The 15,537-nt window shown below is 56.5% G+C and carries 15 protein-coding genes; 5 read left to right on the forward strand and 10 right to left on the reverse strand.

The window, feature by feature from the left end; all coding sequences use genetic code 11:
- Positions 1–4 precede the first annotated feature (4 nt).
- The 9 genes from thrC to ffh form a co-directional block, all read right to left on the reverse strand.
- Complete coding sequence (gene thrC / locus JJO78_RS06520) at positions 5–1,408, reverse strand: threonine synthase (RefSeq protein WP_041333520.1); 1,404 nt, start codon at positions 1,406–1,408, stop codon at positions 5–7.
- 12 nt (positions 1,409–1,420) lie between these two features.
- A complete protein-coding gene (locus JJO78_RS06525) occupies positions 1,421–2,722 on the reverse strand; it encodes a homoserine dehydrogenase (RefSeq protein WP_036204154.1) in 1,302 nt (433 codons plus the stop codon).
- Between the two features lie 112 nt (positions 2,723–2,834).
- Positions 2,835–3,578 carry a DsbC family protein gene (locus JJO78_RS06530; RefSeq protein ID WP_127400806.1) on the reverse strand — a complete coding sequence of 248 codons (744 nt, stop codon included), beginning with the start codon at positions 3,576–3,578 and terminating at the stop codon, positions 2,835–2,837.
- A 148-nt stretch (positions 3,579–3,726) separates the two neighbouring features.
- Positions 3,727–4,659, reverse strand: a complete 933-nt coding sequence (gene xerD, locus JJO78_RS06535; RefSeq protein ID WP_127400805.1) for a site-specific tyrosine recombinase XerD — start codon at positions 4,657–4,659, stop codon at positions 3,727–3,729.
- Between the two features lie 109 nt (positions 4,660–4,768).
- Complete coding sequence (rplS, locus tag JJO78_RS06540) at positions 4,769–5,125, reverse strand: 50S ribosomal protein L19 (protein WP_007154388.1); 357 nt, start codon at positions 5,123–5,125, stop codon at positions 4,769–4,771.
- 26 nt (positions 5,126–5,151) lie between these two features.
- Positions 5,152–5,910 (reverse strand): tRNA (guanosine(37)-N1)-methyltransferase TrmD, encoded by a 759-nt coding sequence (gene trmD / locus JJO78_RS06545; RefSeq protein WP_036204148.1) that lies wholly within the window; start codon positions 5,908–5,910, stop codon positions 5,152–5,154.
- Between the two features lie 3 nt (positions 5,911–5,913).
- Positions 5,914–6,441 (reverse strand): ribosome maturation factor RimM, encoded by a 528-nt coding sequence (gene rimM, locus JJO78_RS06550; protein WP_127400804.1) that lies wholly within the window; start codon positions 6,439–6,441, stop codon positions 5,914–5,916.
- Between the two features lie 32 nt (positions 6,442–6,473).
- On the reverse strand, positions 6,474–6,719 hold the full coding sequence (gene rpsP, locus JJO78_RS06555; protein WP_007154391.1) for a 30S ribosomal protein S16: 246 nt from the start codon (positions 6,717–6,719) through the stop codon (positions 6,474–6,476).
- A gap of 153 nt (positions 6,720–6,872) precedes the next feature.
- Positions 6,873–8,261: a signal recognition particle protein gene (gene ffh, locus JJO78_RS06560; RefSeq protein WP_036204143.1), complete on the reverse strand. Its 1,389-nt coding sequence runs from the start codon at positions 8,259–8,261 to the stop codon at positions 6,873–6,875.
- Positions 8,262–8,443: 182 nt separating this feature from the next.
- Between ffh and JJO78_RS06565 the strand changes: the two genes are divergently transcribed.
- The 4 genes from JJO78_RS06565 (at position 8,444) to JJO78_RS06580 (ending at position 13,968) form a co-directional block, all read left to right on the forward strand.
- A complete protein-coding gene (locus JJO78_RS06565; RefSeq protein ID WP_036204139.1) occupies positions 8,444–9,250 on the forward strand; it encodes a cytochrome C assembly family protein in 807 nt (268 codons plus the stop codon).
- A gap of 96 nt (positions 9,251–9,346) precedes the next feature.
- Positions 9,347–10,624, forward strand: coding sequence for an HlyC/CorC family transporter (locus tag JJO78_RS06570; RefSeq protein ID WP_041333515.1), 1,278 nt, complete (start codon positions 9,347–9,349; stop codon positions 10,622–10,624).
- A 283-nt stretch (positions 10,625–10,907) separates the two neighbouring features.
- Positions 10,908–13,148, forward strand: coding sequence for a DUF1631 domain-containing protein (locus JJO78_RS06575; protein WP_036204133.1), 2,241 nt, complete (start codon positions 10,908–10,910; stop codon positions 13,146–13,148).
- A 25-nt stretch (positions 13,149–13,173) separates the two neighbouring features.
- Positions 13,174–13,968, forward strand: coding sequence for an energy transducer TonB family protein (locus JJO78_RS06580; protein WP_127400803.1), 795 nt, complete (start codon positions 13,174–13,176; stop codon positions 13,966–13,968).
- 11 nt (positions 13,969–13,979) lie between these two features.
- Here the strand turns inward: JJO78_RS06580 and grxD are convergent, their stop codons facing one another.
- Entirely contained in the window at positions 13,980–14,306 is a 327-nt protein-coding gene (gene grxD, locus JJO78_RS06585) for a Grx4 family monothiol glutaredoxin (protein ID WP_036204127.1), read from the reverse strand.
- 312 nt (positions 14,307–14,618) lie between these two features.
- On the opposite strand from grxD, the gene argF reads away from it, so the two are divergent.
- Positions 14,619–15,533, forward strand: coding sequence for an ornithine carbamoyltransferase (gene argF, locus JJO78_RS06590; RefSeq protein ID WP_126810491.1), 915 nt, complete (start codon positions 14,619–14,621; stop codon positions 15,531–15,533).
- Positions 15,534–15,537: the final 4 nt, after the last annotated feature.

The following is a 15,537-nucleotide window of genomic DNA, read 5'->3' on the forward strand; positions in this document are numbered from 1 at the left end:
CCACTCAGGTATTTTTCCAGTGTTTGGCGATAAAGTCCTGCACGGCGGACAGGTCATTATCCAAAACGGTGTATCGCTCCTCCCGTTCGAACAGATCCGACATATGCACCGGCAGGGACGGCTCGGCTTTAACACCTGAGCGCAACACGGCATCCGGGAACTTGGCCGGATGCGCAGTACCCAGGGTAATCATCGGTACCGCCGGGTCGCGACGACAGTTTCGGGCCGCACGCACGCCGATGGCGGTATGGGGGTCGAGCAAGTACTCGTTCTGGTCAAACACCTCACGGATGGTGTCTGTGGTGCCCTCATCACCCACCGCGTCACTGTCAAACAGTTTGCGAGCGTGCTTCCAGCGGTAATCTTCAATGCTGACTGGGCCCTTGGTGGCATTCTCCAACAGGTCCTTTACCGCAGCCCCGTCGCGGCCGTGCAGGTCGAACAACAGGCGCTCGAAATTGCTGGACACCATGATATCCATGCTTGGTGACAAGGTATGCTCAAGCTGGAGCTGCTCGTAGCGATTGCCACTCATAAAGCGATGCAGGATGTCGTTACGGTTGGTGGCGATCACCAACTGGGAGATCGGCAAACCCATTTTCTTGGCCAGATAACCCGCGAAGATATCGCCGAAGTTACCCGTGGGCACCGAGAAAGCCATACTCCGATCCGGACCGCCGAGCGCCAGGGAAGCATGAAAGTAGTAGACGATCTGAGCCATGATACGGGCCCAGTTAATGGAATTCACCGCCGCAAGCTGGGTTTGACCACCGAGGAACGACTGGTCACCAAAGCTCGCCTTCACCATGCGCTGGCAGTCATCAAAGTTGCCGCGCACCGCGATGTTATGGATATTGTCACCCTTCACGGTGGTCATCTGGCGACGCTGCACCTCGGACACCCGTTCATGGGGATGCAGGATGAAAATGTCGACGTGTTCGCACCGGCGGCACCCCTCAATGGCGGCGGAGCCGGTATCACCGGACGTTGCCCCCATGATCACCACGTGCTGCTTGCGTTTCTCCAACACGTAGTCCAACAGGCGCCCCAGCAGTTGCAGGGCAAAATCCTTGAACGCCAGGGTTGGGCCACGGAAAAGCTCCATGACCCACTCATTGGTGTCCAACTGAACCAGTGGGGCCACCGCTTTATGGGCAAATACATCACCGTAGGTCTCGTCCAGCATCCTGCGGAAATCCTCCGCAGGAATCGCATCGTCGACAAACGGGTGCATTACCTTGAAAGCGAGCTCGCTGTAGGAAAGCCCACGCCAGCTGCGAATTTCTTCCAGGCTGAAATGAGGCAATGATTCCGGGACATACAGGCCACCGTCGGTGGCCAGGCCTGTCAGCAGGACGTCTTCAAAGCCCAGGGCGGGAGCTTCGCCCCGTGTACTGATGTATCTCACCTTGCGTTCCTGTCAGTTAAAGTTTTCGGCGCGGATACGGACGACTTTTTCGTCGATATCGCTCAGGGCTTCCAGCTCTTCAATAGCGCGGTTGATCTGTCGCTCCTGGACCGTGTGGGTCAGGATAATTACCGGGATGCGGCCATCTTTCAGCTCCGATTCCTTCTGCATAATGGACTCGATGTTGATGCCGTGCTCACTGAGAATGGAAGCGACTTTCGCCAGCACGCCGGGACGGTCCAGCGCCTGTATGCGCAGGTAATAGGCGGACTGAACATCCTCCATCGGCAGCACCGGCAGATCTTCCATTGCCGCAGGCTCGAAGCCAAGGTAGGGAACCCGCTGGTTGCTCTTGGCAGCCACGGAACGGGCCGCGTCGATGATATCGGCGATAACCGCTGATGCCGTGGCCTCATCGCCGGCGCCGGGGCCGTAATACATGGTCTGGCCAACGGCATCACCGTCCACCAGAACTGCGTTCAACACACCATCCACCTGTGCAATGAGATGGCTGCGCGGAACCAGCGTGGGATGCACCCGCAACTCGATGCCCTCATCGCGGCGACGTGCGATCCCCAGGTGCTTGATGCGATAACCAAGAATTTCCGCGTGAGCGATGTCGTAAGGGGTGATTTCCGAAATCCCCTCGGTGTAGGCTTTTTCAAATTGCAGCGGCACACCAAAGCCTGCAGAGGCCAGGATCGTCAATTTGTGTGCAGCGTCAATGCCTTCCACATCGAAGGTCGGGTCCGCCTCGGCATACCCCAGGTCCTGAGCTTCTTTCAGCACTTCAGCGAACTCGCGACCGGCGCGCATCTCGGTGAGAATATAGTTACCGGTGCCGTTGATGATGCCGGCGATCCAGTCAACGCGGTTGGCGGCCATGCCTTCGCGAACAGCCTTGATGACGGGGATACCGCCAGCAACGCCAGCCTCGTAGGAAACGATCACATTCTGCTTCGCCGCTGCCTCGAAAATCTCGTTGCCATGGACCGCAATCAACGCCTTGTTGGCGGTGACTACGTGCTTGCCATTTCGGATGGCAGCCAGCACCAGCTCCCGAGCGGTTTCGTAACCACCAATCAATTCGACCACAACATCCACAGACGGGTCGTTCACCACGTCAAAAATGTCGGTACTGAACGGGATATCCCCCAGATCAATATCATTGCGCGGGGTGCGTGTCGCCACCCGGGCAATACGGAGATTGAAACCTGTCCGGCCTGTGATCAGGCTGGCATTACGGGTCAGTACGTTGAACGTACCACCACCGACTGTTCCCAGTCCGCAGATTCCGACATTGACGTCTTTCAAGCTTTCACCTCTGTTCCCGATGGGTTGCTGTGGGGAGCGATAGTATAACGGTTAACGGGCGCCCGAATAAGCCCCGCCTGATGAACAGGCAAACAAGGCATTCCGTAGCCTATCAGAGCAGCCCCAGGCCTTCAGCCAGTTTTTCAGACGGCACGTAACCACGCACCATATTACCGTCTTCCAGTACGATCGCCGGGGTACCCGTCACACCGACGCGACTACCCAGCTCGAATTGCTCCCTGACCGGGTTCTCGCAGCTCTGATCATCCACGGATCGACCCTGCTTGGCGGCATTCATGGCAGCCTGCGGATCATCGGAACACCAGACGGAAATATACTTGCGAAAAGAGGGCGTATTGGGGCCGGAACGGGGAAAGCCATAGTAATTGACAGTAATACCCAATTCGTTCAGTCGCGGAACCTCGTCATGCAGCTTGCGGCAGTATGGGCAATCGATATCGGTGAACACAGCAATAGAAGCCTTTTCGGTGCCCTTGGCCGGAAAACTGATCAGCCCCTCATCACCGAACTCGTCCATGGTTTGAGCGCGCTGGGACGCCCTGCCCTGTTCAGAGATATTGGCAATACCGTTCGCGGTCACTTTCAGCAGGTCGCCGGTCAGGAGGTACTGACCATCGGCCGTTGTGAAAATGGTATCGCCGTTATTACTGTACACCTCGTACAAACCCTCAGCCTCCGATTTGCGGACATCGGATATCTTCAGCCCCGGAATCGCTGCGGTGAGTTTGTCGGCAATCGTATCCTCGACCTCGCCCGCATGAGCAGTGTAAGCGCCAGCCGCCAGAGCCGCGAGCACCAGTGGCAGCATGGGTTTAAACAAGTTCTTGATCAGCATATTGGTTTCCAGTTTTCCAGAATCACGAAGGTATATAGCCTGTCAGACGGCGAATTCCGCCGAGTTTGTGCGACACCGCTGCCCGCAAAAAGTTCAGTGTACCAAGCGCCATGCCCGCCGACTAACCCGGGATGTTACGACACTCTAACTAACCGCGCGGATGGTGAGCCTGATGCAGCGATTGTAATCGCTGACGTGCCACATGGGTGTATATCTGGGTTGTCGACAAGTCCGAATGCCCAAGTAACATCTGAACCACCCGTAAGTCGGCACCATGATTCAACAGATGCGTCGCAAAGGCATGGCGAAGGGTATGGGGTGACAGATGCTTGAGAATTCCAGCACGGAGTGCGTAATGTTTGATCCGATGCCAGAAGGTCTGCCGCGTCATCGCAGCGGGACGGTTACCCGGAAACAGTGCGTTGCTGGCCCGCCCCTTGAGAAGCTCACCTCGCCCCTCCCTCATGTAACGTACCAGCCAATCAACTGCCTCTTCACCAAGCGGAACCAGGCGCTCCTTGTTTCCCTTGCCAACAATCCTGACCACCCCCTGGCGCAGGTTCACCTCATCCACCGTTAAAGCCACAAGCTCCGAAACCCGCAAACCGCAGCCGTACAGGATTTCCATCATCGCCTTGTCGCGAAGCTCAATGGGCACTTCAGGATCGGGTTCCGACAACAGGTTTTCCACGTCGTCTTCCGACAAAGAATCCGGCAACCGTCGAGGAAGGCGGGGGCTATCTATTCGCAGCGTAGGGTCTTCAGCGATCACGCCTTCTCGCAAAAGGTAGCGGAAAAAACGACGAAGACCGGAGAGGCGACGGGCAGCCGTGGAGGTTTTGAAACCATCAGACAACCCACGGGATATCCAGCCCAGCAAGTCGGTCCGGCGCACCTCGGTCAGCAGGGGCGTTCCCGGCTGCTCCTGCAGCCAGGCCGCCAACCGCTCAAGATCACTCCGGTACGCCTGACGGGTTTTTTCCCCCAAGCCATCTTCAAGCCAGATGGCATCGGTGAAGCGCACAATGACCGCTTCATCCTGCGATCTAAGCTCAACTCTGGAGGTGGGTTTCCGGGGCATGGCGGCCTACTCGAAACGAAACGGGAACGAAAAGTTCCGGCAACCGGATACGAAAAAGGCAGCCTTGGGCTGCCTTTTCCTGACGAACTGTACCAGCAACTTCTGCTGATCAGCCCAGCTTTTCCTTGATACGAGCTGCCTTGCCAGACAGGTCGCGCAGGTAGTAAAGCTTAGCCTGGCGAACGTCACCACGACGCTTCACACTGATGCTGTCGATCAGCTTGGAGAAGGTCTGGAAGGTACGCTCAACACCCACACCGTAGGACACTTTCCGTACAGTGAAGGAAGAGTTCATGCCACGGTTGCGCTTGCCGATCACAACGCCTTCGAACGCCTGCAGACGCTCACGGTTGCCCTCGGTAACGCGAACCTGGATTACCACGGTATCACCCGGCGCAAAGGCAGGGATTTCCTTGGTCATCTGCTCTGATTCAATTTGACTGATGATGTTGTTCTTGCCGCTCATCGTATGTGCTCCTGATACCCAATCTTTTAATGCCCTGATGATTCAGAGGCACCCGGTTCGTTCAAAATCTCTTCCAGCAGCTCACGCTCTTCGTCCGTAAACACCCGCTTATCCAGCAGGTCGGGGCGTCGCTCCCGGGTTCGCCTCAACGACTGTTTCAGCCGCCAACGCCGGATCTGATCATGGTGACCGCCTAACAAAACATCCGGCACAGCCTGACCTTCGTAAACCTCCGGCCGGGTGTAGTGCGGACAATCCAGCAAACCGTCAGCAAAGGAATCCTGCTCTGCCGACTGCGCATGACCCAGCGCTCCGGGGATGAGGCGTGTAACCGCATCAATGACAGCCATGGCCGCCAACTCGCCACCGGAAAGCACGAAATCTCCCAGTGACACCTCCCGATCGACTTCCGCCGATATCAGGCGCTCATCAACACCCTCATATCGCCCAGCGACGAGAATAAGACTCTCTTCCGCTGCCAGCGATTCAACCACGCCCTGATTCATCGCCTCCCCCTGGGGAGACAGATAAACCACGCAGGCGCGTCCGGGTGCAGACTCCCTTGCCGCATGGATGGCATCCCGCAGTGGCTGAATTTTCATCAGCATACCCGGGCCTCCACCGTAAGGCCGGTCATCTACCGTTCGGTGACGATCATGAGTGAATTCCCGAGGATTCCAGGCCGTGAACGTCAACAGACCATCACGAACGGCCCTTCCGGTAATCCCGTAATCCGTCACCGCAGCGTACATCTCCGGGAACAGACTGACTGCGCCAATCCACACCCGTCAGAACTCCGGATCCCAGTCGGCCACCAAACGCGAGCCGGCCAGATCCACACTCCGGACCACTTGGTCCGGAAGATAGGGAATCAGCCGCTCACGCTGGTCAATGGAGGCGTCGGTTGCCCGCACCACCAGGACGTCGTTGGAGCCTGTTTCTATCAGATGATGCACCTTACCCAGGTACTCATCCTCTGTCGTGAAAACGTCAAGGCCTTCCAGTTGATGCCAGTAGTATTCCCCTTCGGGGAGCTGCGGCAATTCCTCGGTAGACACAACAACGTCGGCACCACAGTAACTGCGGGCCACTTCACGATCATCGATACCTTTTAGCCTGACGACGATCCCCTGGCCTTGCCGGCGACCTTCCTCAAGCTTGGCCGGGATACGCTTGCCGTTGTGAACCAAGGTCCAGTCCCGGTAGTTCAGTATTCCGTCCTTGGGGTCAGTATAGGAGTAGACCTTGAGCCACCCCTTAACCCCAAACACCGAGGTAATCTGACCAATCACAGTTTCCTGCGAATGTTGAGCCATACCCTAACCCCGGTGGTGAAACGTTCTTTCAATTACTCTGCAGCAGCGCCTTTCAGCAGCTGTGCAACGCGCTCGCTGGTCTGGGCGCCTTGACCCAGCCAATGATCGATGCGATCACGATCAATACGCAGACGCTCTTCCTGGCCACGGGCAACCGGGTTGAAGAAACCAACACGCTCGATAAAACGACCGTCGCGGGATTTGCGGCTATCTGTCACTGTCAGATGGTAGAACGGGCGCTTCTTGGAGCCGCCACGAGCCAAACGGATTATTACCATTTCGACCAATATCCTGTTCTGTTGTACGAACTTTGTACGATTCACACCCGCCAAGCTTCAGAAATCACTGGCTGGCGCGAAGACCCATACTCGAAAGGGGCGCTATTCTATGCTAAATGAACGCCAAAGAAAACAGGGAAAACATCCCGGTTTCTACATACGCCCACGCGGAGGCATACCACCGCCTGCGCCACCCGGCGGCATCATACCGCCAAGACCGCGCATCATGTTAGCCATTCCGCCCTTCTTGCCGAATTTCTTCATCATTTTCTGCATTTGCTTGTGCTGCTTTAGCAGACGATTCACATCCTGGATTTGCGTACCGGACCCCGTCGCAATGCGGCGCTTGCGAGAGTTATTGATCACATCCGGGTAGCGGCGCTCCTTTGCCGTCATTGAGCAGATAATGGCCTCCATCTGCCCCATGGACTTGTCATTGACCTGTTGCTGGGCCATCTGTGCCATCTGGCCCATGCCGGGCAGCTTATCCATCAGACCGCCGATGCCGCCCATGCTTTTCATCTGCTGAAGCTGGTCACGGAAGTCTTCAAGATCAAAGCTCTTACCCTTCTTGATCTTCTTTGTCAGTTTCTGGGCTTTCTTCTGATCAATCTTGCGCTCGGCTTCCTCTATAAGGGAGAGCACATCCCCCATACCCAGAATCCGGGACGCCACCCTGTCAGGGTGGAATGGCTCCAGGGCATCGGACTTCTCGCCCACACCCAGGAACTTGATCGGTTTACCAGTAATGTGACGCACCGACAGCGCGGCACCGCCACGGGCATCGCCATCGGTCTTGGTCAGGACAACGCCCGTCAGTGGCAGCGCATCATTAAAGGCCTTGGCCGTGTTGGCAGCATCCTGGCCCGTCATGGCGTCGACCACAAACAGGGTTTCAACCGGGTTGACGGCTTTATGAAGACGACCAATCTCGCCCATCATCTGCTCATCGACGTGCAGGCGGCCGGCGGTATCCAGAATCACAACATCAACATGTTTCTTGCGGGCTGCATCCATGGCGCCATTGGCGATATCAACAGGGTCCTGGTCCTCAGAACTGGGAAAGAACTCCACACCCACTTCACCGGCCAGCGTTTCCAGCTGACGAATGGCCGCCGGGCGATACACGTCGGCGCTCACCACCAGAACGGACTTTTTCTGCCTTTCCTTAAGGAAGCGGGCAAGCTTGGCCACCGTGGTGGTCTTACCGGCACCCTGCAAGCCGGCCATCATAATCACTGCCGGTGGCTGTACTGCCAGGTTGAGGGATTCGTTGCCATCCCCCATCACGCGTTCCAGCTCCTGCTGGACAACCTTCACGAATACCTGGCCCGGACTCAGGCTACGCTGAACTTCCTGCCCGATTGCCCGCTGACGCACGCCCTCAATGAATGCCTTGACCACAGGCAGGGCAACGTCCGCCTCCAACAGCGCCATGCGCACTTCACGCAGCGTTTCCTTTATATTGTCGTCGGTCAGCCGCGCCTGCCCAGATATCTTGCGCAGACTGCCGGAAAGTCGGTCCTGGAGGTTTTCAAACATGTTGCTCTTCCGTACCCGGATAAATTGGTTGCATGAAACACCGGAACCCGATCAGGTTCCTTGATTCCTGTTGCATAATCGCGACATTATAACCAGACTATCGCCCTGAAACGACCAGCCCGGTCAAATCGGCGTGGAACCCCGCCGATCTCGAGTCAGAAAGTGGTTATAAAAAGGACGTCATGGGAACGTTGATCCTCGCGGTCACTTCGTTATTGCTTTACAGCGTAGGTACCGCCCTGCAGGCTCTCAGCTTCCGGGGACGGGTACACACCAGCATTGCCATCACCACCCTTATCGGCCTGCTGGCCCTGACAGCACATGGACTGTTGATTGCCCAGACCGTTCATCGTGAAGGCGGTTTCGATTTCGGCTTCTTCCAGAGCTCTGTCCTTATTTCCTGGCTGATCGCTTTTTTGCTGCTAGCCCTCAACCTTCGCAAACCGGTACAAAGCCTTTTCCTTGGCGTTTACCCGCTGGCAGCGCTGACCATCATTATGGGTCTGATTACTCACTCCCCTTCCCGATTGGTGCCGGAAGACCACTACGGCATGCTCTCCCATATCGCACTGTCGGTGACAGCCTACAGCCTGTTTACGCTGGCCGCCATACAGGCGGTGCTGCTTTACCTGCAGAATCGCCAGCTCAAACAGAACTATAACAGCGTCCTGATACGCAACCTGCCGCCGCTGCAGACCATGGAGTCATTGCTGTTCGAGCTGGTGTGGGCAGGCGTGGTCATGCTGATTCTGGCCATCGTGACCGGCGCCCTGTTCATTGACGACCTGTTCGCTCAGGATCTGGCCCACAAAACGCTGTTCTCGCTGTTGTCACTCATCGTCTTCATCGCATTGCTAATCGGACGCTACACGAAGGGCTGGCGCGGCATTACCGCCAGCCGCTGGACACTGGCAGGGTGCGCCCTGTTAATGCTCGCCTTCTATGGAAGCAAGTTCGTGCTGGAACTGATCTTTCACCGGGGCGGCTGACGCTACCATGAATTTCCCCGGACAGACACCAACTTGACACCCCGACTTTCAACCACCTATTTTCCCAACTTGTCGGTAACATAAGGACACTCAGTCTTGAACGAAACATCGCTTACTGCGCTGTTCATCATCCTGGCAGGACTCATCCTGCTTTCCGCCTTCTTCTCCAGCTCTGAAACCGGGATGATGTCACTGAACCGGTACCGGCTGAAGCACATGGCCAAGACCGGCCATAGAGGCGCCCGCAGAGCCCAGTCTCTCCTCAATCGCACCGATCAGCTGATCGGCGTCATCCTGATCGGCAACAACTTCGTCAACATCTTTGCCTCAGCCATCGCCACGGTGATCGCCATCCGCATTTGGGGCGACGCCGGGATTGCCATTGCCACCGTTCTGCTGACCATCGTTATCCTGATTTTTGCGGAAGTCACCCCCAAAACCCTTGCTGCACTGTTTCCCGAAAAGATTGCCTTTCCAGCCAGCCACGTACTGGGACCGCTGCTCAAATTACTCTATCCCGTGGTTTGGGCGGTTAATCTGTTTACAGGCGCCATCCTGAAGATCATCGGCGTGTCCGCCGACGATGCCGCCAACGAGCACCTCAGCCGCGAAGAACTGAGAACCCTTGTAAATGAGGCGGGCGCACTGATCCCAGCCAAACACAAGGACATGCTGGTTAGCATCCTCGACCTTGAGAAAGTGACCGTGAACGACATCATGGTGCCACGCAACGAGGTGGTCGGCATCGATCTGGATGATGACCTGGACACCATCCTGCGCCAACTAAGAAGCAGTCAGCACACTCGCTTGCCGGTGTTCAAGGGGGACATCAACAACATTCAGGGCGTGCTTCACCTGCGCAACGCCTCAAAACTCCTGCTTCACGATGAAATCAACAAGGCCATGCTGATGCAGCTGTGCCGTGAGCCCTATTTCATTCCGGAAAGCACACCCCTCAACACCCAACTGATCAACTTTCAGAAGGAGAAACGACGCTTCGGCATCGTTGTTGACGAGTACGGAGAAGTACTCGGCCTGGCGACACTGGAAGACATTCTTGAGGAGATCGTTGGCGAATTCACCACCGATTACGCCGCCACCAGCCCCGACATCATTCCCCAGGACGACGGCACATACATCATCGATGGTACGTCCGCTGTGCGAACCATCAACAAAACCCTTGGCTGGAAGCTACCTATTGATGGCCCCAAAACACTCAACGGCCTCATCACCGAAACCCTGGAAAACATCCCGGACACCAACGTGTGCCTGAAGGTGGGCGGGCACCGCGTTGAGGTGCTCCAAATCAAGGACAATGTGGTCAAGGCTGCGATCGTTCACCCCAAAAAGAAGAAAAAGCGCGCTATGGGCTAGATCATCTGGCTATAACACCTGACTATTTAGAAAGATCAAATTTTAATATTTTTCTTGACCGAAATGCGGTTCCACCCAAGACTGGAGTCACGCAAAAAATAATAACAACATGCCGTAAGGCATATGATCCGCCGTTCCTTAGGGTGCTTTGGAACATTAGTGGGTTTTGTTAGCGTTTGGTCATGTTACCGTGTGTTAAAATGCGGTAGATTTAACGTATAAAGAAAAAATACAGCTGTAAGCTCGGTCATGTATCCGGTTGAGGCGTACACAGGAGTCGGCCATGAATAAGCAGTCCGGCATACATTATCTCCGCGAGCACCGGGAGGCAGGGAGCTCAAATCCCGTACCTGCGCAGGTGGTTCGCATCCGCGACACTGTCGTTGCTGGACTGGGGGATTTGTTGCAGGGTGCATTTGATGCAGTTGATGACTCGCTGTTCGAGCTGGCAAACAACGCCAGAAGCAACAACGAGCAGAACCGCTATTTCGAGGCCATGCGCGAAATCCGTATCAAGCGGAAGGGTGTAGAGCGTCACTTCCAGAATGCGGTAGCACAACTGTTCGCCAATCCGCCTCAAAGCGGCAGCGTGGCAGCCGACGAAAGTCTAGCCAGCCAGACCAGCTCAGACAGCCTGTCGCTGGTAGGCGACGACGACCTGGAAGAACAGGTTGCCCTCAATGCCATGATCACCAAGTCCAAGGTCCACTTTCAGGGTCCCCTGTTACAACTGCAGACACGCTTCAGCGTGGTTTATCCGGGCGCCAGTGACGAAGCGCCGGTTAACCCCATGGCGCCAGAACATCTCTGCAGCGCCTTTGTGGAAGCCATCCAGGCGCTGGAAATCCAGATACGCGAACGCCTGATTCTGCTCAAGCAATTTGATCGTTACGTTGTTTCCAACCTTGGCATGTTGCTGGACGAAGCCAACCGAATCCTCATCCAGGCCGGCGTGATTCCGAATTTCCGCTACCACGGCAAGGCTGGTAAACAGCAGAGCAAGACAGCATCCGGCACTCACGCTGACGAAACAGGTGGGAACGCCAGCGCGATGACGGAACCCGCTGCTGCGGAAAGTCAGCAAGGGCACCATGAAGGCGCCATGTTCGACCAGATCCGGCAGATGCTGGCGCTCCAGCGCGCCAACGCAGGCATTCCGCCGCGGGCATCCGACCCCAATATTCATGTCGTTGGGGGAGCGGAACTGGCAAGTCTGCTCGGCTCACTTCCCCAACACCCCCCTGGCGAACAGATTAGCGGCAACCTGAGTGCCGGCGAGCCGGTGATGGTTGACCTCCATCAGGTTGTCCAACAGTTGCTGGCACAGGCCGGAACGACCAGCGATGGCAAAAAGCCGGCGTTGGCGGAAATGGACGAGGACCTGATCAACCTCGTGTCCATGTTGTTTGAATTCATTCTCGACGATTACAACCTCTCGGCCCCCGTGCAGGTCCTGATCAGCCGATTACAGATCCCCATCCTCAAGGTGGTGATCAAGGACAAGTCATTCTTCAGTAAAGCAACTCACCCAGCCCGCCGCCTGCTGAACTCCCTGGCACGGGCCGGCATTGGCTGGAGCGAGAGTGACGAGAAAACCCGCGACAAGCTGTACGAGCAGATCCACGCCATTGTCGTTCGCATACTGAACGAATTCGATGGTGACGTAACACTCTTTGAAACCCTGGGCGAGGAGTTCGAACAGTTCCTGGCAAGGGAAAACCGCAAGTCCTCCCTGGTGGAGCAGCGCACCCGGGAATCCGAGCGCGGACGTATCAAATCGCAGAAAGCTCAGGAAACCGTCGATCAGTTGCTGCAGAAAAAACTGGCGCGATACAAGCTTCAGGAGCCAGTGCGGAACATCCTGATCAACGGCTGGAGCCGAGTGATGTTCCTGGCTTACCTGAGGGACGACGTGGAACACCGCTGGCTACAGACTGTCCGCGTGGTGGATGACCTCATTTGGTGCCTGCATCCGCATCAGGAAGATGAAGAGCGGGATCAGTGGGTTCGCGTGGTTCCCGGCTTGCTGAAGTCACTCCGGGCCGGGCTTGAAGAGGTTTCCTACAACTCATCCAAGCTGGATGAGATGATGGCGGACCTCAAGCACGAGTTAACGGAAGCTTTTCGGGCCAACGCGCTGGCCGAGGCCATGGAGGACTCTCCCGAACCGGAACCCGAAGAAGACATCCCCACGGCTCATCAGACTGCCATTGAGCGCCAACAGGAGCTTGAGGACGCCGCCATCGCCGAATATGTGGCACAGATCGATGCTATTGAAATCGGCAATTGGGTGGAGTTCAACCTGGTCAACGGGGCCAGCTTCCGCTGCAAACTGTCCGCCATCATTGAGGAAGCAGACTGCTTTGTTTTCGTAAATCGCATGGGGCTCAAGGTGATCGAGAAAACCCGCACCGACCTGGCGCATGAGATGCGGCGCGGCCGTCTGACCGTCCTTGAGCAGGGAGCGCTGATTGACCGGGCGCTGGACGCAGTCGTGGGCAGCTTGCGGAGCAAGGCAGGTTAAAAGCACTGGGAGCGTCTGAGCAACAATGCTGGAGTATGGCAGTGTTACCGGCCTCCCGGACAAATACCGGATCACCCTGGCGATATCGGTTGCCTTACTGCTTCATACCCTGATAATGGCCACCCTTCCCTATACGGCTCCAAGCGCGGAAAGCCATCGCCAGACGGTGAAAGTGGAACTGGTCAGTCCTGGCAGTATTCCCTTGCCGGAATCCGCCGCCAGCGCGACATCGCCGACTCGCACGACAGCTCCGGACCGCAACACGATCACAACTGAACCAACGTCCACCAGCGACCAGCGTGACCCCGTTGCTGTGGAATCGCCGCAAGTCGACACCAGTCATCCCCGGCACAAAGAACCAACTGCGCGTTCGGCGCCATCACCACAAACACCCGTGGTGGAGCCCCAATCTCCAGCACGGACAACGCCCTCGCAGGACTCGGCCGCTACTGCCGCAGGCAACCCGGAGCAACCGGTGGAGGACACGCCGAAAAAGGTCACTCAGATAACATCGTCGCCACGAGATGTGGATCCCTATACGGCAAGCCTGGCCGTACACATTGGTAAGGAACTCGGCAAACGACCGGTTCCTTCCAGCCGCAGTGTCACCGAGCCGGTGAGCAGTCAGCTTGAGCTGAAACTACTCCCAAGCGGAGCACTTACTGGTGCCAAAGTCACCAAATCGACGGGGTTCAACGACATAGACCGAGCGATTTATCAGGCTGCCCTGCTAGCCAGCCCTTATCCAAAACCACCGGAAGAATACTCAGGAAGGAAGCAATTCCGGGTCGAACTCATTTTCGCCCCGGAACGCATTTAAACGCGGTTAACTCAGGCTTCTGCCTGTTTCGCAGCGGCTTTGACCTGCTCGGCCAGCTCACCACTTTCCGACATTTCGAGAATAATGTCGCAGCCGCCTACCAGCTCACCATTGATATAGAGCTGCGGGTAGGTGGGCCAGCTTGAATAGACCTTGAGGCCTTCACGCAATTCCTGGTTATCAAGAATATTTACAAAGGCGAACCGCTCGCCGCATGCCATCAGCGCCTGGACGGTCTTCGCTGAGAAACCGCACTGCGGAGCCTGTGGAGTGCCTTTCATATAGAGGATAATGGCGTTTTCCTCAAGCTGGCTCTTGATGGTTTCGTTGATGTCCATGAACTCTCACCTCTCATTGGAAACGGGGTCGCCCGGTTGCGACATGCCTGCCACTATTGTACACGTCCCGTGACGCTCACCAAACACCGCCTGACACCTGCATATGCCCTGGCGTTGTCTTCAGTCCCCTGACGGGCTAGACTTGAGCCCCTGCCTTTCAGGCAACCTCCGTTTCCGTATTTCCCGCCAGTGCGGCTCTCACCGCGTGCTGGCGTATTGCCGTTTCAGGACAATGACCACCGCGGGCCGGTTGTAACCACGAATAGATCCGGATTTCTTGGATAGGGTTATCGATTAATTAAGGGCCACTCCATGGCAGCAAGACATTTTCTCACACTCAATGACTTAAGCTCCGACGAGCTTGAAAGTCTGGTCGACCACGGCACTAAACTCCGCAACGATTGGCGTCAGGGCGTCGTGCGCGAAACCCTGAAGAATCGTGTCCTGGCAATGATCTTCGAGAAGTCGTCAACCCGTACGCGGGTATCCTTCGAGGCGGGCATGACCCAGCTCGGTGGCGCTGCGCTGTTCCTCTCTCCCCGTGATACCCAGCTCGGACGAGGAGAACCCATTGAAGACTCCGCCATCGTGATTTCAAGCATGGTGGACGCTGTCATGATCCGGACGTTTTCCCACGATACCGTCGACGCATTCGCGGCGGCCTCCAGAGTGCCCGTCATCAACGCTCTGACAGATGATTTCCATCCTTGCCAGCTGCTGGCCGACATGCAGACGTACCGGGAACATCGCGGCAGCATTCGTGGCGGTACGGTTGCCTGGATTGGCGATGGCAACAACATGTGCCAGTCCTATATCAATGCAGCGACGCAGTTCGGCTTCAACCTGCGCGTTGCCTGTCCGGAGGGTTACGAACCTGACAGTGAATTGCTGAAAACCCATCAGGATCGGGTGTCTGTGGTTCATGATCCGGCTGAAGCCGCCAGAGGTGCCGATCTCCTGGTCACGGATGTCTGGGCCTCCATGGGGCAGGAAGATGAGCAGAAAGCCCGTCAGAGAGTCTTCCAGAACTACCAGATCAATCCCTCGCTGATGAAATTGGCGGACAAGGACGCGCTGTTCATGCACTGCCTGCCGGCGCACCGTGGCGAGGAGATATCCGCGGACATGATGGAACACCCGCGCTCGGTGGTCTGGGACGAAGCCGAAAACCGCTTGCACGCCCAGAAAGCGCTGCTGGAATTCCTGATCCTCAATCGACTGGACTGACCGA

Source organism: Marinobacter sp. DS40M6 (assembly GCF_028581595.1).
In the GTDB taxonomy this organism is placed as follows: Bacteria; Pseudomonadota; Gammaproteobacteria; order Pseudomonadales; family Oleiphilaceae; genus Marinobacter; species Marinobacter salarius.

Bases quoted from the DNA above. Each gene is read 5' to 3' on its own strand.
- JJO78_RS06530 (WP_127400806.1), bottom strand. From the start codon at position 3,578: ATGCTGATCAAGAACTTGTTTAAACCCATGCTGCCACTGGTGCTCGCG.
- xerD (WP_127400805.1), bottom strand. From the start codon at position 4,659: ATGCCCCGGAAACCCACCTCCAGAGTTGAGCTTAGATCGCAGGATGAA.
- rplS (WP_007154388.1), bottom strand. From the start codon at position 5,125: ATGAGCGGCAAGAACAACATCATCAGTCAAATTGAATCAGAGCAGATG.
- rimM (WP_127400804.1), bottom strand. From the start codon at position 6,441: ATGGCTCAACATTCGCAGGAAACTGTGATTGGTCAGATTACCTCGGTG.
- rpsP (WP_007154391.1), bottom strand. From the start codon at position 6,719: ATGGTAATAATCCGTTTGGCTCGTGGCGGCTCCAAGAAGCGCCCGTTC.
- ffh (WP_036204143.1), bottom strand. From the start codon at position 8,261: ATGTTTGAAAACCTCCAGGACCGACTTTCCGGCAGTCTGCGCAAGATA.
- JJO78_RS06565 (WP_036204139.1), top strand. From the start codon at position 8,444: ATGGGAACGTTGATCCTCGCGGTCACTTCGTTATTGCTTTACAGCGTA.
- JJO78_RS06575 (WP_036204133.1), top strand. From the start codon at position 10,908: ATGAATAAGCAGTCCGGCATACATTATCTCCGCGAGCACCGGGAGGCA.
- JJO78_RS06580 (WP_127400803.1), top strand. From the start codon at position 13,174: ATGCTGGAGTATGGCAGTGTTACCGGCCTCCCGGACAAATACCGGATC.
- grxD (WP_036204127.1), bottom strand. From the start codon at position 14,306: ATGGACATCAACGAAACCATCAAGAGCCAGCTTGAGGAAAACGCCATT.
- argF (WP_126810491.1), top strand. From the start codon at position 14,619: ATGGCAGCAAGACATTTTCTCACACTCAATGACTTAAGCTCCGACGAG.